The organism is Pasteurella testudinis DSM 23072 (assembly GCF_900176075.1).
GTDB classification, from domain to species: domain Bacteria; phylum Pseudomonadota; class Gammaproteobacteria; order Enterobacterales; family Pasteurellaceae; genus Chelonobacter; species Chelonobacter testudinis.
In genome coordinates, this window is record NZ_FWWV01000002.1 from 224,588 (window position 1) to 243,701 (window position 19,114).

Sequence of the window (19,114 nt, forward strand, 5' to 3'; positions counted from 1 at the left end):
GTTTTCTTCTTTTACTACTGTCTTCTTTTTTACTCTGGCTACTCGGATTAAAACTGATAACTCAGACTAAATCCGGTGGTTACATGGCTGGTACGGAAACCTTGCGGCTTATGAATAGGCGTACCGATAAAATACGCATAATCCAAGCCCCACAGATTGCCGCGCAAACCGACCGCCCCGCCGACCAGATGACGACCGAGAAGCTTTGCCGTACTGCGCCCGCGCACCACACCTTTGTCGATGGCAAGGTACAGCTCATGTCCGCTTGCCATCACATTCCACGCCAATTCGTTGCGCCATAACCAGCCGCGATCACCGCTTAAGGTCAATTCGCCGTCAAAACCGCGCACCGTGTAACGCCCGCCGATACTCAAGCGGTCTTGCGGAACAAGCGGGGTTTTGTTCCATTGTCCGCGCCAACTGGTACTCCATTGCCACGGCTGCTCGCCCAGTTTGAACGGTTGCTTGAAGCTGACCTCGGCATTAATCATTTTCGGGCGCGAGGTGCCTTCGCCATACGCCTCTTCCGGCGCCGATAACGAACGGTTGGCGCCGGTACCGCGTTTATAGTTGAAGGAGAAATCTAAGGTCGCACTGCCGAGATATTCGCGATGATTCAAGCCGATTTGCCAGCCTGCCATGCGGCGGCGTTGCGAATCAATTTCCGACCGATCAAAAAAGTTCGCCGTGCGGCGATGCCACACCCCAACGGTTGCGCTCGTTTTGCGGCTGCCGTCGCGATATAACGTCCGGGCAAGGTTGGCATTCAGATTGGTGCTTTTGCCGGCATATTCATAATTGGTGAACGGGCCAAACACCGTTTGGTGATAATCATATTGCGAACCGGACAGACTCAACAGCCAATTTTTCCACGGCACACCGTAATACAGGCTGGTATTTTTGCTGCCGCGCGCACCGTCATCATCGCTACCACGTTTGAAACTGTGTGTAAGGGAGGCGTAAAACAGGTCGTTTAACGACAACATATTTTCAATCGACACCGTCGCCGTGCCTTGCAACCGTCCGGTCACTTTACTGCCGCTATCGTCCAACGATAAAGACAAGCGGTAAGGAAAGCGCTGTTGAAAATCAAGCTGCAAATCACTTTCACCCGGCTGGGCGCCATCCCCTTGCGCCGGTACGATTTGGATATTGGCATCGGCATGCGGCGGGCGCTTCAGGTTTTCCAAGCCCTGTTCGATATCGCGGATATTCAATAACGCCCCGCTTTTCGTCGGCAACGCAAACCACACCGTGGCCAACGTCGCCTTAGGGGAGTCGCTATTATCCCGTAATTGAATTTGCCCGACCTTGCCGGGAATAACGGTGAGAATCAGCTTCCCGCTCCGCAAATCCTGCGGCTGTACCAACACCCGCGTGGTGACAAAGCCTTTTGCGATAATCGCATTCTGAATCCGTTTAATCAAAATGCCGATGCCTTCACCGCCGACACAATGCGGCAGGGAAAAATCCCGTGCTTGATACACCGCATCCAGCGCCCAATCAAATTGGCTTCTCGGCGGTCGCACACCTTTTGAAGCGTATGCAGTCATGTCAGTTTGGGTAAGATCGAGGTCAGTCAGGTAAAGTTCGGAAATGGTGAGGCATTGGGCTTCGGGAATTAATAGAGGACGTTCTTGAGAGGTTTCGATATCGGTTTGGAATCGCACATCCGGATGATTGATTTGTTGCCGCTGAACCGCTTGCGTTTGCTCCTGTTGACGCTGTAACTGCTGGGCATCAAACGCCAGATCATCTGCGCTGGGTGCAGCGGGGGTTGCTGCATTTACTGTAACCAGTATATTGGTTATTGATAAAATTAGATTAAATCCAATAAAAGATAACTTAGAAGAGAATGACATGATATTCCTAACCAGGCAATAAAAAAATCTTATGGAGTATAACGTTATTTGACGTATTTTCCTAGATGTAAAACTCAGTAAGTGCTCATGCCAGGGCTTCCTGACAATTTGTTTATGAGGGGATTTTTGTTCCTGAAAATGTAAATGCAAGGCAAAAAACGCAGTAAGATTGCACATCTTGCGAGGCTTTTTAACACAGCAGATGCGTTTTCAGGGACGAAAAGCAACCGTAAATCGAATTGTCAGGAAGCCCTAGCGTCCCTACTTCTCAGGCTAGGAATAAGATAACAATCCACTCTTGCCTTCTGCTAAACACAATATGGTAAAAAATATTCCCTGATCGCCAAAATCAATTGGCAAAGACCGGCTCTTTCAAACCACATTCAGTTTGATGGCAAAAAATCCGATGTCCGTCGGCAAAAGTGCGGTTTGGCGGGGGTTGGGTTTCGCATACGCCGGCGATTTTTTTCGGGCAGCGTTGTTGGAACGGGCAGCCGTGCGCCGGTGGAGTGTGGGCGATGGCGTCATCACGCAGCAGTTGCGGTGCGCTGTTCGGTTGCGGTTCTAAAATCGCGCCCAATAGCACTTCGGTATAAGGGTGGAACGGCGGGCGGAAAATTTGTTCGCTGCTGCCGATTTCGCAGATTCTGCCTTGATATAACACCGCAATCTGATCGGCAAAAGCACGCACCACGGCCAAATCATGGGAGACAAAAATATACGCCGTGTTCTTTTCCGCCTGCAACTGTTTGAGTAAGGTTAAAATCGCCGCCTGAATCGATACGTCTAGGGCGGAGGTCACTTCGTCGCACAGAATCAGTTGCGGTTCGGCGGCAAAAGCACGGGCAATGCCGATACGCTGTTTTTCACCGCCGGACAATTGCGCCGGCAAGCGTTGCAGATAACTTTTCGGCAAACGTACCGCTTCGATTAGCTGTTCACAACGCCGTTGAAGTGCGCTGCCGCTGAGTTGGAAATAACGTTTTAACGGCGCCGACAAAATTTCCGCAATCGTATGCCGCGGATTCAAGGCGCTGTCGGCATTTTGAAAAATCATCTGCAAGGCTTGTAATTGTTGCACGCTGCGCTGTTTAACCGTTGCCGCCAAAGTGGTTTGTCCGACTTGCACCTTGCCTTGAATAGGGGCGAGCAAACCGGCAATCGCACGCAATATCGTCGATTTTCCCGAACCGGATTCGCCGACTAACGCCAATGTTTGCCCTTGCCGCAAGCTAAAGTTAATCTCGGCAACGGTCGGCAGCTGCGGGCGTTTGTGCGGGTATTGCCGCAACCGATCCAACCAGCTGTGGCGTTGATAGCTGATTGCCAAATCGCTCACGCTCAATATGGTTGCCGCAGAATCTGTCGTAAGTGCGGTTGTTTGAATCTGCGGCGGCAGCGCCGGCGCGGCGATATCAAAATGACAGCGCACTTCGCCTTGGTCGGTTTGACGCAGCAACGGCGCCGTTTGACGGCATAAATCGGAGGCATAAGCGCAACGCGGCGCAAAAGCGCAGCCTGACCGCACTTCGCCCACCGGTGGCGGAAAGCCGTGCAACGCCGACGGAATACGCTTGGTCTGCATGCGCGGAATCGCCTGCAGCAAGGCTTGGGTATAAGGGTGCTGCGGTTTGGTCAGCAAATTGCCGCTGTCGCCCTGTTCCACAATTTCTCCGGCATACATCACCACCACACGCTGGCAAACGCGGGCAATCACGCCTAAATCGTGGCTGACATAAACCATTGCCACTTGGGTTTGGCGCGCCAGATCGCGTAAAAATTCCAAGATATGCGCCTGCGTGGTCACGTCCAAGCCTGTGGTCGGTTCGTCGAGCAGCAAGGCTTTTGCGCCACACGCCAACGCCATCGCAATCGCCACCCTTTGCTGTTGTCCGCCGGAAAGCTGGTGCGGATAACGCTTCGCCAAACGTTGCGCCGACGGCAAACGCACCAAATTCAGCAGTTCAATCACTCTCTGTCGCCGCTGGCGCTGATCCAGACGGGTATGCAGTTTCAGGCTCTCGCCGATTTGTGCGCCGATGGTCAGGGTTGGCGTTAACGCCTGCCCGGCATTTTGCGGAATCAGGGCAATCTGCCCGCCTCGCAGACGGTTTAATTGCTTGGTTTTCAAGCTGAATAACGGCTGTTTGGCGAAGTAAACCTCGCCCTCGAATACGCTTAATCCCGCTTTGAGATAACCCATTAACGCAAGGGCTAAGGTTGATTTGCCCGAGCCGGACTCGCCGACAATACCGATACATTCGCCGGCTTTGATACTTAACGAAACCGCACGCAAAATCGGTTGTCGGCGGTTGTCGTTGATAAATCCCAAACTCAAGTTATCGACTTTGATCAATTCTGCGCTCATCATGCCACCTGCGCTTTCGCCCGATCAACGCCTAGTCCCTTGCCCAGCGCATCGGCCAGCAAATTGATGCCGATAATCAAACCGGACAGCGCAATGCAGGGATATACCACCGCCCACGGTGTGATCGCCATAAAACCGCGTTCATTGGCAATCATCAAGCCCCAATCCGGTGTCGGCGGCGTGGCGCCGAAACCGAGAAACGACAGCGAGGAAAACGCCAATAACATCCAGCTCCAACGCATCGCGCCTTCAACCAATAAAATATCCGCCACATTCGGCAACACTTCACGCCGAATCAGGGTGCTCAAGCGTTCGCCGCGTGCTTTGGCGGCGGTGATAAAATCGCGTGACACCACTTGTAAGGTAGCGGCACGCGATACCCGAATCACCGCCACGCCGTAAAAGAACCCGAGAATCGGCACGACCGTCCATGCGCCGCCTTGTGTGACCGAGGCCACCAGCAATAAAAACAACAGCCAAGGAATCGACAGAAAGGCATCGACCAAACGCATGCTGATCTCATCGGCTTTTCCGCCGACCACACCAAGCAAAATGCCGACCAGTCCCCCCCATAGCACCGCAATCGCTGCGGCACAAGCGGTAACGATCAATGCCAAACGGCCACCGTACAACACGCGGCTAAACATATCACGCCCCAAACTGTCGGTACCCATTAAGTGCGCCCACGACGGCGCCTGCTGAATCAAATCGGCGTGCTGTGCGGTCGGGTCGTAAGGCGCCAACAGCGGTGCCAACAGCGATAACAAAATATACGCCGCCGTCAGGCTCAGTCCGATCAGCCCTGACGGACGGGCGGCGATATGACGGAAAGTAGATTTAAAGGAGGAGAACATAGCGGCAAATCCTAAAGTGCGGTTTGAGCGTGACGCAGGCGCGGATCGAGCAGCAAAATCAGCAAGTCCGCCAGCAGGTTGACCACAATATAGACGGCGGCAAAAATCAGTGCAATTGCCTGTACCAACGGCAGATCGCGATCATAAATCGCCTGCAACATCAGCGTGCCCATGCCCGGATAGTTAAACACCTGTTCAATCACCACCACTCCGCCCAGCAGCCAGGCAATCGTCAGCGCCACCACGTTAATCGCCGGAATCAGCGCAGACGGAGCCAAGTGCTTAACGATAATTTGCCGCGCCGGCACGCCTTTCAGCTTCGCCATTTGGATAAAATCCGATGCCATCACCTCGATCACCGCCGCCCTTGTCATGCGCAAAATATGCGCAGTCATCACAAATGCCAGCACCATCACCGGCAACACCAGATTTGGCAGTAGATCGGCTATCGGCGCATTCGGCGGCACGGTGGTAATTGCCGGAAACCAGTTGAGCCACACGGCAAACACAAAAATCAGTAGCGCCGCACTGACAAATTCGGGAATGGTCATCGCCAGCATCGCGACGGTGGAAATCACCAAATCCGCCGGTTTATCACGCCGAATTCCCGCCCAAAAGCCGAGCAGCAATGCCAGCGGAATGCCGATCGCCGCCGCTGCGCCGGATAAAAGTGCGGTATTGCGAAACCGCTCTTGCACCAGTTCGCTGATCGGTTTGCGCCGTTTCAGCGATGTGCCGAAATCCCCTTCGGCAATGCCGCCGACCCACTGTTGATAACGCACCAGCGCCGGTTTGTCCAGCCCTTGCTGTTTAATACACTGTTCCAAACGCGGGCCTTGCGCCGCCCGTTGCAGATAGGCGGTGCAAACGTTGCCCGGCAACATTTCGACCACGCTGAACACCAACCCTGATACGAAAATCAGGGTGAACAGGGCGAAAAACAGGCGTTGCAAAATCGTTTTAATCATAAGTGCGGTTTTACCGTCGCAACCTTGCAGCTGCAACGGCTTAGTTTAAGGCTTAGTTTTTCTCAAGATCCTGAAAGCGGATTGCCATCTCTTCTGTATCCGCCGCCAAGCCGGACAGTTTGGCAGAAATCACGCGCACCGCATTTTGGTGGAACGGAATAAATGCGCCGCCCTCGGCAAACAATTGTTGTTGCAGCTCGCGGTAAATCGCTTTGCGTTTAATAAAATCCAGCTCTTGCCGTGCCGCATCGAGGTTTTGATCAAACTTGGCGTTGTTCCAATGGCTTTCGTTCCACTTAGCGCCGCCGCGATAAATTTCATTGAACACCTGATCCGCCTGACGCTGGAACCACGACGTGACGAAAAACGGCTCAACCATCCAAGTGTCGGTCCAGTAGCCGTCTGCCGGCGTCAGCGCCAGTTTAACATTGATACCGGCGGTTTTGGCTTGCTGTTGGTACACTTCCGCCAAACGCAACGTGCCGTAATCGACATCGGAATAGTGCAGGGTGACATCAATCCCGTTCGGATAACCGGCTTCCGCCAACAGTTTTTTCGCACCGTCGATATCCGCCGCACATGCCATCTCCGTCGCATACTGATCACCCGACCACACCGGCGTATCACAACTGACGATATAGCCGTTTTCCCCCATCACCAGTTTACCGAATGCATCACGATCAGCAAAAATCCGCAGCGCTTGGCGCACTTTCGGATTGTCAAACGGCGCGGTGTCGGTACGCATAATCAAGCCCGCCCAGCGACCGGTCGGGACATTTTGAATGGTGTAGCGGCTGTTGTCGGCAAACAACGCCTGCTGCTGCGAAGTGACCGACGGCAATAAATCAATCTGCCCTGCCTGCATGGCGGAAACGCGCGCCTGCTGATCGGGAATGGCGATAATATCCAGATTTTCAATTTTTGCCGGCCCTTCCCAATAGCCGTCAAAACGGGTTAATTGCGTCGTTCCGAGCGGATCCAGCTGCACCACTTTATACGGTCCGGTGCCGTTGTCGCTTTCACACAATTTGCTCATCTCATTGTTGCAACTGGCTTTATTCATGATACGCACGCGGTAATCCATCAACAAAATCGGGAAATCGGCATGGGCGGATTTCAGTTGAATTTGCACTGTCTGCGGGTCAAGTGCGGTCACGGATTCAACAATTTCCAATACCGCTCTTGCCGGGCTGTCGATGGTCTCCGATTGAATTCGTGTGAGGGAATAAACCACATCATCTGCGCTGAAATCCGCACCGTTATGGAATTTCACGCCCTCGCGCAATTTAAATGTCCAGGTTTTGGCATCGGCACTTGCCGTCCATTCGGTTGCCAAATCCGGCACGGCTTGATCCTGCTCGCCTTGACGCACCAAACGGCTGAACACCGTTTGCGACAGTTGCGAAAATGGCGTCGGCGAAATCGGATCCAGCGATTCGGCACCGCCGTAGCCCAATTCGTGAGAGATACGCAAAGTTTCCGCTTGCACCGGAGCAGAAAGTGCGGTCAGCGCCAATGCGGCGGCAACAAAAGATTTCATAAGCAATAAACCTGTATTCGAAATGTAAATTTAGGCAAGAAGAATAGCATATAGCATTCTATACGGCTATACCAAAGTGCGGTTTGTCGCCTATCTTGCCATAACTTTTGGCTATATCTTATTGCCGCAGCTGATTCAGCCGTGCGATATGTTGCGGGGTGATGCCACAACAACCGCCGATAATCTCCGCGCCGGCTTGCCGCCACGTTTCGGCATAAGTGCGGTATTCGTCTTCCGACAAGTCGCGCAATTCGCTCAAGCCCTCATTGGCTGCGCCTTTGTTGGCTTGCGGCGAAAAGCCGTTGGCATACACGCCGATTTTGATTGTCAGCGATTGCGCTTCCAGCCACTGTTTTAAGGTCTGAACCGCACTTTGCATCACTTCCGGAATCGAACAGTTGAATAAAATCGCTTCCACTTGCTTCAGGTTTAATTGCTCTAACGCTTCGGTCAATTTTTCGCCCGAACGCAAAGTCGGCGTATCCAATGCACTATCGTCCAAGGTAAATGAAATCCAAATTGGCTTCGTTTGGTTTGCCAATAGTTGCAACAATAATGCCGCTTCCGCTGATGAGGACATGGTTTCGCCCAGCCACAGATCGGCATAAGCCTGCTGTTGTTCGATAAACATCTGCCACACCGCACTTGCCTGCTGTACGTTGAACAGATCCGGACGATAGCTGCCTGCCACCGGCGGCATGCTGGCGGCAACACGGCGGTTTGGATAAGCTGCGGCGGCTTCATGCGCCAAGCGTGCCGCTAATGCAACCAGCTCTGCCCCCTGTTTCACAAAGCGTTCTTCCCCCAAGTGAAACGGCACACAGGCGTAGCTGTTGCTGGTGATAATATCCGCGCCTGCCTCAAGAAAATTGCGGTGCGCCTGTGTCACCCAATGCGGCGCCTCAATCAACGCCAACGCCGACCATTCCGGCTGTTTAAACGGCGCACCGATACGCAACAATTCGCGCCCCATGCCACCGTCGAGTAGTGTAAAATTCATCTTCTGCCTCACTGTTTCATTTGCTTTAAAATAGTAGAGGAGCACTCCGCAAATAGCAACCACCCTTGATAATTTCTTTATTGATTTCTGACAACGGTTTGTTATAGTGCATTCGATTTTTACACCTGTTTACAACCAAAGAGATCACTATGGCATTTGCTTCCCTATTTACCCTGTTAGATGATATTACCGCCGTACTGGACGATGTGGCGCTGATGACCAAAGTCGCCGCCAAAAAAACCGCCGGTGTGGTCGGGGACGATTTGGCGTTGAACGCCAATCAGGTTGCCGGCGTGCGTGCCGAGCGCGAGCTGCCGGTGGTGTGGGCGGTGGCGAAAGGCTCGTTTTGGAACAAAGTGATTTTGGTGCCGCTGGCGCTGCTGATTTCCTCATTTTTTCCGGTGGCGATTCCATATTTGCTGATGATCGGCGGCGCGTACCTCTGTTTTGAAGGGGTGGAGAAGATTTTTCACAAGCTGCTGCATAAACACGAGGACGATGCGCAAAGTGCGGTCGGCACAGATCTGTCGCCCGAACAGGAACAAGCCAAAATCAAAGGCGCGATTCGCACCGATTTTATTTTATCCGCCGAAATCGTCACCATTGCGCTGGGCATGGTGAGCGACTACAACCTGCTGACCCAAACGCTGGTGCTGTCGGCGATTGCGCTCGGCATGACGGTGTTGGTGTACGGTTTGGTGGGCGGCATCGTCAAACTGGACGATTTAGGCTTTTGGTTAATGCGCAAGTCAAGTGCGGTCAGCCAAGCCATCGGGCGCGGCATTATTTTTGTGATGCCGCACTTTATGCGCTTGTTGAGCGTGGTCGGCACCTTGGCGATGTTCTTAGTCGGCGGCGGTATCATCGCCCACAACTTCGGCTTAATTCATCACTGGCTGGAACAAATGCAGTGGCTGGACGGCTGGGCGTTCAATTTTGCCAGCTTGATTATCGGCGTGGTTTGCGGCGCAATCGTGCTGGCAGTGGTTGCCTCTGTCAGCTCGGTGTTCAAACGCAAAGCGGCGCATTGATTCAAGCGGTTCAATCACAATTCGAATCGACTAAATTACGGTTGAACGAAAAGTGCGGTACGGAAAAAAAATCCGACCGCACTTTTTTGTCAATCAAACTTGGTAATCGGCGATATTCGCCGCAATTTTTGCCGCACTGAATTCTTGCACCCGATAGTCAGCGGCTTGGTGAATAAAATACGGATCTTGCGCCAATACCGCGTCCAGTGCCTCACGGCTGGCGGCGTGCGCCAAGATCAGCCCACCGCCGTTGCGCGGTTCGTAAGGTCCGAACAACAGAAAATTCCCCTGCTCGAATTGCGCCAGTAAATATTCGCGGTGTGCCGCCAAATGGGTTTGCGCTGCCGTCGACGGCGGCACACTGACATGGATTAAATACATTCTTTTTCCTTATTTTCGGTTATTTTATCAATAGGTTCGGATCAAACTGCAAATTGCCTTTGTTAAGCAAAATCAAATTATCCGGCTCTAACAATTGTTTGCTGACCACCAAATCGGCGGTTTGCTGTAAATATTGCTGAAAGTGCGCGGTGTTGCGGTGCGCTTGATACGCGACTTCATCGGCATACACTTCCAAAAAGCGCCATTGGGTCGGCTGATCTTTGACATTGAAAGCATACATCGCCAACACGCCGTCCTCTTTTGCCATCGCCGTGCGCATTTCCGCCAAAACCGCCGCTTTGAATGCCGCTACGCCGTCGGCTTTCAGTTCAAGCAGCGCCAAACGCACCTGTGGCGTGGCTTGCGGCTCCAAGATTGCCAGCGCATTCGGTTTTTCGCTGATAAACTGCACGTCGGCATCGATAAGATCGCGCCCGACAATCATCTCCTTTGCCGCCGCAACATACTGCTGAAAGTGCGGTGCGGCGACATGGGTTTCATACGCCGCCTGATCACGATAAATTTCAAATACATAGTGTAAATCCGGCTGCTGCTTGTCGCGCAAAGCAAACATCGTCAACGTACCGGCTTCGCTTTTCATCGACGTACCCATATTATGCCGTCCGGTTTGATAAAACAGCGCCTGTTTGTCGGGCGCGGTTTGCAGCGCAAATAAACGCACGATCGGCGCAGTCTGCCCGACCGCCTCGCTCGGCAACGTTTGCGCCGACGGGCTAATCAGCGGATTACTCACCAAAGAAAGCGCCATCAGCCATTTTCTCCATAATGCCATCACCTGTTTCCTCTTTTCCATTTAAGCCGATTGCAAGGCCTTAATCTGTCGAATCAGCGCCTGCGCATGTTGTTTGGCATGCGTTTGCAGCGCCTGCAATGCTTGCTCGCCGCTGACACCGGCAATATACATCATGCCGTTGGAATAACACGGCGGCTGCCATTCCATGCCGCACAAAAGTGCGGTTTGCTGCAACGGTGGTAAAAAAGCGTCCAACGGAAAATTCATCGCGCCGCCGCTCCGATACTCTTGCGCCGCCGCACCGGTGGTGAACGATAAAATCAATTTTTTGCCCTGTAATTTATTCCCAGTCGAACCGTGCGCAAACCCGTATACGAAAACCTCGTCCAGCCATTTTTTCATCAGCGCAGGCAAAGTGTACCAATGCAGCGGAAATTGCCACACGATAATATCCGCCGCCAGCAACGCCGCTTGCTCGGCGGCAACATCAATCTGAAAATCCGGATAGAGGCGGTCTAAATACCGCACTTTGATTTGCGCCTGTTCCAACTCTTGCAGAATCGTTTGGTTGGCAACCGATTGCGCTAAATTCGGGTGCCCCGAAATCACCAATACGTTGTTCATAAAATAATCCTCTTATGGTTATGTGTTTCACGGCGCAAAGTATAGACGAAGCGAATAATAACTTTTAGACTGTCTACGGTTTAAAGATAGTTAGCCAAAAGTTAATAATCGGAGGCAACATGAACAGTGCGATTTACGGGCAACTTATGGTATTTCAGGCGATTGCCAACGAAGGCAGCGTTTCCGCCGCCGCTCGCAAACTGGGCGTAACCACGCCGTCCGCCAGCAAAGCATTGAAACTGTTGGAAGCGCACATCGGCTTACCGCTGTTTAACCGCACGACCCGACGGGTGGAATTAACCGAAGCCGGCTCGCTGTTGCTGCAACGCACCGGCAATGCGGTGCAATCGCTGCAATATGCGGTGGAAAGCGTGCAGGATCTGGGCGACACGCCGATCGGCAAAGTGCGGATCACCGTGCCGCGTTTTGCTTTCCAAACCGTTTTACAGCCGTTTTATGCGGAATTTTGCCAACGCTATCCGCATATTCAACTGGAAATCTCGGTTTACGACGGCACGATCGACCTTCTCAACGAAGGCTTTGATTTAGGGATTCGTTTCGGCAATACCATTGAAGAGGACATGGTGGCAAGCCGCCTGCTGGCGCCGTTTCAAGAGGGATTGTTCGTCTCGGCGGACTACGCCGCCCGATACGGCATTCCGCAAACACCGGACGAGCTGCACCGCCACCGCCTGATCGGCTACCGTTTTATCACCGCACGCCGGATTTTACCGCTGATTCTGAACGACAACGGCAATGAAGTCACGGTTGAGATGCCGTCGTCACTGATGTGCAACGATATCGAAGTGATGAATAACGCCGTACGCAAAGGCTTGGGCATCGGGCGGATTTTCACGCCGATTTACCAATGGCAAACGGATAAACACGATTTGATTCCGGTGCTACAAGACTACTGGCGCACTTACCCCGCCGTTTATCTCTATTTCCCGAAAAACAGCCAAAAAGCCAAACGGATTCGAGTGCTGATTGATTTTTTGCGTGAGAAGTTTGTTTAATAGAGCATCAACAAGAAAAATTCTTTTATAATTTATTGCCTTAATGGAAGGCTTAAATCTAAAGAGAGTTTTGCTATGAATACACCGCAACGAAATTCGCAGCTTTTTTCCGATTATTTTACCGACTGGGTAGCCACTTATAAAGAGGGAGCGATTCGGTTGGTAACCATGAAAAAATACCAATCAACGCTACACTGGATCAAAATATTGGCACCCACCTTGCAGATTGGAGAAATCAGCCGTATCAACTATCAAAAACTGCTGAACGATTATGCCCAAACACACGAAAGGCAAACCACACTGGACTTTCATCATCAGCTGAAAGGCGCCATTTTAGATGCCGTTGATGACGGTTTGCTGGATAGCGATCCAAGCCGCAAGGCGATTATCAAAGGTAAAGCGCCGAAAGGGAAAAAAATCAAATTTCTCAACCAATTTGAACTGCAAGCCTTGCTCAACAGCCTGAATCTCGCACCGAAACTAAATTGGGATTGGTTTATTTTGCTGATTGCCAAAACCGGCATGCGCTTTTCCGAAGCATTGGCGGTTACACCGGCGGATTTTGACTTTGCGCACCAAACTTTGCAGGTGAATAAGACATGGAATTATAAAGAAAACGGTGGTTTTTCCCCCACCAAAAACCGCTCCTCAGTGCGAAAAATCCAGATTGATTGGCAGACGGTGATTCAATTTTCTCAATTGGTAAAAAACATACCGTCGGAACAACCGATTTTTCACTGTCAGACGGCCATTTACAATTCAACCATTAATGGCATCCTCACCCGTTTGTGCAAAAAAGTCCATGTGTCCCCCATTACCATACACGGCTTGCGTCACACCCATGCTTCATTATTGCTGTTTGCCGGTGTTTCAATCGCCAGTGTTGCCAGACGCTTGGGACACTCCAGCATGACCACCACCCAGCATACCTATATCCATATTATTCAAGAACTTGAAAATCAGGATACCGATATTGTGATGCGCCATTTGGCTGGACTTTGCTAGTTAATTCCGGCGGGTATAGGCCCGCCCTATTCTAATTATTTCCCAGTCTTAATATAGAATGACTGACGTTGATGAGAAGCGATAGCCTCGTCCAGCTGTTTGAAAAAGTTGCCGATGGTGGTTTGTTCGGCAAGATTAGGCACTTTGATTTTAATGTTTGAAACGGTCTTCCAGTCAGCTCTAGGCATTTTTGTACCAGAAGTAACATTAACTTCATCTAGAAAAATATTGGATTGAATCACAGCATAGATGAATCTATTAGAATAGCTTTCATAAGATGAAAAAGCCCAAATCTCACCGCTTTTCACACCTTCCTTATCCGCAATCCACCACTTGTTAAGATATGGTCGTAATTTCCCGAAAAGAATATCTCCCCTCTTGAATAAGGTATTGGACATTGTTCTTATAGAAGTATCACCAATAATCCTACCAGTATTGCTTTCAAGATTTTCTAATTCAATATCTATTGAATAATTTCTTTGTTCTACACTTTCATGTCTAAGAAGAACCAAATCTTTAAACTTTCGCTGTTCCCAAGCGTGTGTGAAATGGTTCTGAAAATCTATCATTAAAAATACACACGCTTGGGAACAGCGAAAGTTAGGGGATGTGGTTGATATAATTATGGGTCAATCACCTGACTCTAAAAATTACACTGATAATCCTAATGACCATATTCTTGTTCAAGGAAATGCTGATATAAAAAATGGTAGAGTTTCCCCTAGAGTTTGGACTACACAAATTACAAAACAAGCTAAAAAAAATGACTTGATTTTAAGTGTTAGAGCACCTGTCGGAGATATTGCAAAATCTGATTTTGATGTCGTTTTAGGACGTGGAGTTGCTGCAATTAGAGGGAGTGAATTTATTTTTCAAACATTAAATAAATTAAACAATGATGGGTACTGGAACAGGTTAAGTTCAGGATCTACTTTTGACTCAGTAACTTCCAATCAAGTAAGAAATGCGGAAATTCTATTTCCAAACCTCGCTGAACAAACCGCCATCGGCAACTTTTTCAAGCAGCTGGACGAGGCTATCGCTTCTCATCAACGTCAGTCTCCATCGCTCTTAGCCATTAAAAAGGCCATTGCCGCAACCGCACCGGCAATGGCTTTCAAAGCATTTTCAAACTAGATATTCACACCCAGCAATCTCAGCTGTTCATGGATTTTCTGCTCTAATTCCGCAATTTCGCGGTTATCTTCCGCCAATTGCCGCAACACCTCGTCCAAGTCGATTTGCTCTTCTTCCTCAAAGGTATCCACATAGCGCGGGATATTCAGGTTGAAGTCGTTTGCCTTGATTTCGTCCAATGTGGCGAGATGGGCGTATTTGTCGATGCTTTGCCGTGCCTGATAAGCATTTACGATTTTGTCGATATGCTCATCGCTTAATTTGTTTTGGTTTTTGCCTTTTTCAAACTCGTTGCTGGCATCGATAAATAAAATATCCTTGGTTTGGCGTTTTTTCTTGAATACCAAAATGGCGGTCGGAATGCTGGTGCCGTAAAACAGATTGGCGGGCAGGCCGATCACCGCATCGAGCTGGTTTTTTTCAATAATGGTTTGGCGGATATGCGCTTCTGCCGCACCACGGAACAGCACACCGTGCGGCAGCACAATCGCCATCGTGCCGTTGTCGTTCAAGTGATAAAGGCTGTGTTGGATAAAGGCATAGTCGGCTTTGGAAGCCGGTGCGAGCTTGCCGTAAGGTGCAAAGCGCGGATCTTTCAGCTTGGTGTCGCTATTGTCCCATTTCGCTGAATAGGGCGGATTGGCAACCACGGCATCGAAAGCGCGCGGCTGATCCACGCCTTTGTCGTCGGGGCCGTCCGGCCAGTCGCCCTCCAGCGTGTCGGCATTGTGCAGGGTCATATTGTAATAACCGACGTTGTGCATCATCAGATTCATACGCGCCAAGTTGTAGGTGGTGGTGTTCAGCTCCTGCCCGTAAAAACGGATTGCCCCCTCTTTTTCACCACCGGGCAATTCTGCCCGTACGGTCAACAGTAGCGAGCCCGAACCCATGGTCGGATCATACACCGAAAAGGCTTCTTTCGATTCGACTGCATTTTGCGTCACCAGCTTGGCCAAAATTTTGCTGACTTGGTGCGGTGTGTAGAATTCGCCGCCTTTTTTGCCTGCCGATGCCGCAAACTGACCGATCAGGTATTCGTAGATTTCGCCCAGAATATCTTTGCCGTCATCGCTTTTGTATTGCACGCTGTCCACCAGTTTGACAATACCGTTCAATGCCTTGGCGCGTGCGGTGGTGGAATTGCCCAAACGCGAATCACCCAAATTGATGTCGTTGAACAAGCCGCTAAAATCGGCATAGGCTTCTTTGTTGAGTTCGGAATTTTTGTTAAAGCTATCGAACAAGGCTTGGTAATCGCTAGGAATCACTTCGCTGTTGTTAATTTTATCCATCAGCGAACCCCACGTATTTTCCGGATTGATGGCATAGCCCAATGATGCCGAAATATCTTGCAGATAGTCGTCCAATTCATCGTCGGTTGCTTGTGCCCGATACAAATCGTTGATTGATTTTCCGGCTTCCAATTCCAATACTTCATTGACGGACAAATATTCTTCCTGTCGCTCGGACAAATAGCGGTAAAACATAAATGCCAAGATATAGTTTTTGTATTCCGATGCGTCCATATTACCGCGAAGTTCATTTGCCATTGCCCAAAGTTTGGAAGTGATGTCTTGCAGATTGTTACTCATTTTTTAATACTCCGTTTTATCTTATTGTTTATACGAACATTTGTTGTAACAAGCCCTTTTTCAGGGTCTGCATATGTTCCAGTTTACGTTGATGAGAAGCGATAGCCTCGTCCAGCTGTTTGAAAAAGTTGCCGATGGCGTTTTGTTCTTCGTGATTAGGAAATGGGATAGGCATTTGGGCAAATAATTTATCTTTGATGGCAAAACGATCTGCTCGTGCACCGGTATCGCCATTTTCTTCCATAAACCTATGCCAATGATTACTACTAAAATAGGTTTCTAAAAACTCATGCACAATACCGTCTGTTCTGAAAACATAATAAAGTGGTGACATTACGCCAGTTCTACCTAGTTTATTCCGTTTTATTGGTCCAACAGGTGCTGAATTCGATATTCTTGGGTTGTAGACAAAATCATTATGCTTTACTACATAGTAGCCATTAAGATTACTTGAATTGGAAATATCTTTATCAAAGAAATCTCTTTGACTGACTATTCCAAATTCTGCTGAATTGGTAAATGTTTCAATATATACGCCATCTGTATTTTTTTGAGTTACCTTGCTGGAGATTTGATTTAACTTTCGCTGTTCCCAAGCGTCCGTAAAATTCGGGAATCTAAGCTCCGGAAATGCCTCTCCGTCTCTCGGAAACATTTTTTGCAGCATACTTTGCTTGAGTTCTTTCATTCGCTCATACTTACGCTGATGAGAAGCGATAGCCTCGTCCAGTTGTTTGAAAAAGTTGCCGATGGCGGTTTGTTCGGCTGAAATAGGGATAGCTACTTTAAAATCTGAAAATTTTGAAATCCAATGCCTTTCATGACTTTGAGGAATGTAATTTATATTTTTCAAGATATTAAAAATAAAATTATAATTATCATCACGTTCCTTTAAACTAAGTAGCTTTATTGCCGAACTTTTGATTTTAAAAGGAAAATCGACATAATGTGAACTTGTTGTAAAATCATCAAAAATGATAATGGGATCTAGCTTACTTGCTTGTTTAATTCCACTTAATTCTGACGTGTATCCTAAAATAAAACTTTTTCCTGCGGTTAAAACAGGTGTTTTGAAACTATCACCATAATCTGTAGATTCTACAAGATAATTTGTCGGTTGTTCATATTGCAATAAATCCCCAAGCTTTCGCTGTTCCCAAGCGTCAGTGAAGCCGGGGAAGCGTAGTTTTGGCACAGCATTGTTTTTTGCGTTCATTGTTGCTCCGTCATGTCATGAATTGCCAAGCCGAGTGAGTGCCGGCAATGCGATTTGTTTTTTGAACTATCAACTTATCGTTGACAATTGGTTGTTTAAGCGTTTTTCTAGCGAGAAGTGGTTGTCAACTTACGGTTTACAACCACTTATAGCGTAGTGAAATTTATTTTGCACATTGGTGTAAAACTGGCGGGTAATTTCCGAATTTTTATCATAATCATAGGAGATTTCGGCAAAAATATCGGTCAGTTGTTTCCAAATCCTCTGTTCGCTGGCACGGATGGAACGGACGGTTTCCAATAATTCACGGAAATAATCTTTGCCAAAGGCGTTTTCACCTTGCTTTAGGCGTTCGACATCAATAGCAAAGCCTTTTTGGATATAGGCTTTTAAAATCTCGCTCGCCCAAATGCGGAATTTGGTGGCTTTTTGGGAATTGACACGGTAGCCGACGGAGATAATGGCATCAAGATTGTAATATTTGGTCGATTTAGTTTGGGTTTTGCCTGCAATAGCACCGTGCTGAGTGGTATGTGCAATTTCCGCACACACCACTTTTTCATCTAATTCATTGGTTTCAAATATATTTTTTAAATGCCGTGAAATGGATGTGCGATCTACACCAAATAACTGGGCAATGCTTTTTTGCGTCGCCCACAGGGTTTCATCTTGCACCAAAACTTCGGTATGCTCGCCGTGGTCGTAAATCAAAAATTGGATTTCGTTCATTTTTCACCACCTTTATTACGACCGCTCAATTGACGGCTTTTCAACTCGCTATGCACTTCGTCCAGCAATATGACATCTTCCGCTTCGGCTTGTGCTGCCTGCCATTGTTTACGGGCGGTATCGAATAGTTCGTATTGGGCGGCTGCCAGTGATTTCATTTGTTCTCGATTGCGTGAGCCTTTGCCTGCCAGTATCTCAAAGCCGTTGAATGCCAATAATTGCTCTACATTATCACGCCAATAGGCAAGAGTTAAATCACGACGGTTTTTCACCTGCAATTCTGCAGATTCCAAAAAGATGGTGCTCAAGCGGTTTAGGGTGTCGATTTCATCGGCATCGAGGTAGTTTTTAGCAATGATGATGTCGCCTTTACGAACCACTTTGCCCTTCCATGCCTGCAAACCCATATTGGGCTGACTGGCATCGGCACGGCTGCATACCAACTCTGCCGCTGTTTTGCCTGTGGCAGCATACAGCAGTTTGTTTTGAGTTTCGGCAAAAAACATCTCGGTGGCTTTGTCACTCGGGTCGTAATCTGACGATAATTTAAGTAAATCACGGATTTTTTGATAAAACCGCATTTCACTGGCTCGAATATCACGAATCTGCTCAAGCAGTTCGTCAAAATAATCAAACCTGCCGTTTGGATTTTTCAGGCGTTCGCTGTCAATTAAAAAACCTTTTTGCAAATAGCTTTGCAAATGCTGATTTGCCCAACGGCGGAACTGCACCCCTCTAGGACTACGCACACGGAATCCGACTGCCAGAATCATCTCCAAGGCATAGTGTTTGACCTTGTATTGCTTGCCATCGGCGGCAGTTATTAAATAATCCTTAATAACTGAAATTTCATCTAACTCTTTGTCTTCCAATATATTTTTGATATGAGTTGCGATATTGGGTACTGAGGTGTCAAAAAGTTCAGCAAGCTGGGATTGGCTCAGCCAAATGCTGTCGCCCTGTACAAATAGGGCAACGTTGCTTTTGCCGTCGTCGGTATTGTAGATGATGAGATTGTCCGGTTGCATTTCGTT

At 49.0% G+C, this 19,114-nt stretch carries 18 protein-coding genes; 4 read left to right on the plus strand and 14 right to left on the minus strand.

Translation table 11 applies throughout. The features are described from left to right. Positions 1-47: 47 nt before the first annotated feature. From B8880_RS02570 to B8880_RS02595, 6 genes are all read right to left on the minus strand, one after another. Positions 48-1,862, minus strand: coding sequence for a ShlB/FhaC/HecB family hemolysin secretion/activation protein (locus B8880_RS02570; protein WP_084255851.1), 1,815 nt, complete (start codon positions 1,860-1,862; stop codon positions 48-50). 349 nt (positions 1,863-2,211) lie between these two features. Beyond that, complete coding sequence (locus B8880_RS02575) at positions 2,212-4,233, minus strand: dipeptide ABC transporter ATP-binding protein (protein ID WP_084255852.1); 2,022 nt, start codon at positions 4,231-4,233, stop codon at positions 2,212-2,214. Beyond that, a complete protein-coding gene (locus B8880_RS02580; RefSeq protein WP_084255853.1) occupies positions 4,230-5,084 on the minus strand; it encodes an ABC transporter permease in 855 nt (284 codons plus the stop codon). Before B8880_RS02580 ends, B8880_RS02575 begins: the two co-directional genes overlap by 4 nt. An 11-nt stretch (positions 5,085-5,095) precedes the next feature. Then, positions 5,096-6,052 (minus strand): ABC transporter permease, encoded by a 957-nt coding sequence (locus B8880_RS02585; RefSeq protein WP_084255915.1) that lies wholly within the window; start codon positions 6,050-6,052, stop codon positions 5,096-5,098. Positions 6,053-6,104: 52 nt separating this feature from the next. Next, entirely contained in the window at positions 6,105-7,592 is a 1,488-nt protein-coding gene (locus B8880_RS02590; RefSeq protein WP_084255854.1) for an ABC transporter substrate-binding protein, read from the minus strand. Between the two features lie 118 nt (positions 7,593-7,710). After that, a complete protein-coding gene (locus B8880_RS02595; protein ID WP_084255855.1) occupies positions 7,711-8,592 on the minus strand; it encodes a homocysteine S-methyltransferase family protein in 882 nt (293 codons plus the stop codon). Between the two features lie 149 nt (positions 8,593-8,741). Between B8880_RS02595 and B8880_RS02600 the strand changes: the two genes are divergently transcribed. Beyond that, a complete protein-coding gene (locus B8880_RS02600; RefSeq protein ID WP_084255856.1) occupies positions 8,742-9,623 on the plus strand; it encodes a DUF808 domain-containing protein in 882 nt (293 codons plus the stop codon). Positions 9,624-9,716: 93 nt separating this feature from the next. On the opposite strand, the gene B8880_RS02605 is transcribed toward B8880_RS02600, so the two are convergent. The 3 genes from B8880_RS02605 to B8880_RS02615 are packed head-to-tail and all read right to left on the minus strand — an operon-like array spanning position 9,717 to position 11,382. Further along, on the minus strand, positions 9,717-10,004 hold the full coding sequence (locus B8880_RS02605; RefSeq protein ID WP_084255857.1) for a YciI family protein: 288 nt from the start codon (positions 10,002-10,004) through the stop codon (positions 9,717-9,719). 19 nt (positions 10,005-10,023) lie between these two features. Continuing rightward, the gene (locus B8880_RS02610; RefSeq protein ID WP_159460708.1) at positions 10,024-10,797 is read right to left on the minus strand and encodes a putative quinol monooxygenase; all 774 of its coding nucleotides are present in this window, start codon (positions 10,795-10,797) and stop codon (positions 10,024-10,026) included. A 21-nt stretch (positions 10,798-10,818) separates the two neighbouring features. Then, entirely contained in the window at positions 10,819-11,382 is a 564-nt protein-coding gene (locus B8880_RS02615; protein WP_084255859.1) for an NAD(P)H-dependent oxidoreductase, read from the minus strand. A gap of 119 nt (positions 11,383-11,501) precedes the next feature. Here B8880_RS02615 and B8880_RS02620 point away from each other — a divergent pair, with 119 nt between their 5' ends. Beyond that, on the plus strand, positions 11,502-12,398 hold the full coding sequence (locus tag B8880_RS02620) for a LysR family transcriptional regulator (protein WP_084255860.1): 897 nt from the start codon (positions 11,502-11,504) through the stop codon (positions 12,396-12,398). A 75-nt stretch (positions 12,399-12,473) separates the two neighbouring features. After that, entirely contained in the window at positions 12,474-13,403 is a 930-nt protein-coding gene (locus B8880_RS02625; protein ID WP_084255861.1) for a site-specific integrase, read from the plus strand. A 35-nt stretch (positions 13,404-13,438) separates the two neighbouring features. On the opposite strand, the gene B8880_RS02630 is transcribed toward B8880_RS02625, so the two are convergent. Beyond that, positions 13,439-13,972, minus strand: a complete 534-nt coding sequence (locus B8880_RS02630; protein ID WP_084255862.1) for a restriction endonuclease subunit S — start codon at positions 13,970-13,972, stop codon at positions 13,439-13,441. On the opposite strand from B8880_RS02630, the gene B8880_RS02635 reads away from it, so the two are divergent. Beyond that, positions 13,971-14,540 carry a restriction endonuclease subunit S gene (locus B8880_RS02635; RefSeq protein WP_279626857.1) on the plus strand — a complete coding sequence of 190 codons (570 nt, stop codon included), beginning with the start codon at positions 13,971-13,973 and terminating at the stop codon, positions 14,538-14,540. The two genes, B8880_RS02630 and B8880_RS02635, sit on opposite strands and share 2 nt — an antisense overlap. Here the strand turns inward: B8880_RS02635 and B8880_RS02640 are convergent. The 4 genes from B8880_RS02640 to B8880_RS02655 all read right to left on the minus strand — a co-directional run bounded on the left by B8880_RS02640 (position 14,537) and on the right by B8880_RS02655 (position 19,108). Next, the gene (locus tag B8880_RS02640) at positions 14,537-16,135 is read right to left on the minus strand and encodes a type I restriction-modification system subunit M (RefSeq protein WP_084255864.1); all 1,599 of its coding nucleotides are present in this window, start codon (positions 16,133-16,135) and stop codon (positions 14,537-14,539) included. The genes B8880_RS02635 and B8880_RS02640 overlap by 4 nt on opposite strands. A 28-nt stretch (positions 16,136-16,163) precedes the next feature. Next, the gene (locus B8880_RS02645; RefSeq protein WP_084255865.1) at positions 16,164-17,351 is read right to left on the minus strand and encodes a restriction endonuclease subunit S; all 1,188 of its coding nucleotides are present in this window, start codon (positions 17,349-17,351) and stop codon (positions 16,164-16,166) included. Positions 17,352-17,480: 129 nt separating this feature from the next. Further along, entirely contained in the window at positions 17,481-18,080 is a 600-nt protein-coding gene (gene rhuM, locus B8880_RS02650) for a RhuM family protein (RefSeq protein ID WP_208610878.1), read from the minus strand. Next, the gene (locus tag B8880_RS02655; protein ID WP_084255916.1) at positions 18,077-19,108 is read right to left on the minus strand and encodes a virulence RhuM family protein; all 1,032 of its coding nucleotides are present in this window, start codon (positions 19,106-19,108) and stop codon (positions 18,077-18,079) included. Before B8880_RS02655 ends, rhuM begins: the two co-directional genes overlap by 4 nt. Between the last annotated feature and the right edge of the window lie 6 nt (positions 19,109-19,114).

Coding starts and splice junctions, on each gene's coding strand:
- B8880_RS02570 (WP_084255851.1), bottom strand. CDS start 1,862: ATGTCATTCTCTTCTAAGTTATCTTTTATTGGATTTAATCTAATTTTA.
- B8880_RS02575 (WP_084255852.1), bottom strand. CDS start 4,233: ATGATGAGCGCAGAATTGATCAAAGTCGATAACTTGAGTTTGGGATTT.
- B8880_RS02580 (WP_084255853.1), bottom strand. CDS start 5,084: ATGTTCTCCTCCTTTAAATCTACTTTCCGTCATATCGCCGCCCGTCCG.
- B8880_RS02585 (WP_084255915.1), bottom strand. CDS start 6,052: ATGATTAAAACGATTTTGCAACGCCTGTTTTTCGCCCTGTTCACCCTG.
- B8880_RS02590 (WP_084255854.1), bottom strand. CDS start 7,592: ATGAAATCTTTTGTTGCCGCCGCATTGGCGCTGACCGCACTTTCTGCT.
- B8880_RS02595 (WP_084255855.1), bottom strand. CDS start 8,592: ATGAATTTTACACTACTCGACGGTGGCATGGGGCGCGAATTGTTGCGT.
- B8880_RS02600 (WP_084255856.1), top strand. CDS start 8,742: ATGGCATTTGCTTCCCTATTTACCCTGTTAGATGATATTACCGCCGTA.
- B8880_RS02605 (WP_084255857.1), bottom strand. CDS start 10,004: ATGTATTTAATCCATGTCAGTGTGCCGCCGTCGACGGCAGCGCAAACC.
- B8880_RS02610 (WP_159460708.1), bottom strand. CDS start 10,797: ATGGCATTATGGAGAAAATGGCTGATGGCGCTTTCTTTGGTGAGTAAT.
- B8880_RS02615 (WP_084255859.1), bottom strand. CDS start 11,382: ATGAACAACGTATTGGTGATTTCGGGGCACCCGAATTTAGCGCAATCG.
- B8880_RS02620 (WP_084255860.1), top strand. CDS start 11,502: ATGAACAGTGCGATTTACGGGCAACTTATGGTATTTCAGGCGATTGCC.
- B8880_RS02625 (WP_084255861.1), top strand. CDS start 12,474: ATGAATACACCGCAACGAAATTCGCAGCTTTTTTCCGATTATTTTACC.
- B8880_RS02630 (WP_084255862.1), bottom strand. CDS start 13,972: ATGATAGATTTTCAGAACCATTTCACACACGCTTGGGAACAGCGAAAG.
- B8880_RS02640 (WP_084255864.1), bottom strand. CDS start 16,135: ATGAGTAACAATCTGCAAGACATCACTTCCAAACTTTGGGCAATGGCA.
- B8880_RS02645 (WP_084255865.1), bottom strand. CDS start 17,351: ATGAACGCAAAAAACAATGCTGTGCCAAAACTACGCTTCCCCGGCTTC.
- rhuM (WP_208610878.1), bottom strand. CDS start 18,080: ATGAACGAAATCCAATTTTTGATTTACGACCACGGCGAGCATACCGAA.
- B8880_RS02655 (WP_084255916.1), bottom strand. CDS start 19,108: ATGCAACCGGACAATCTCATCATCTACAATACCGACGACGGCAAAAGC.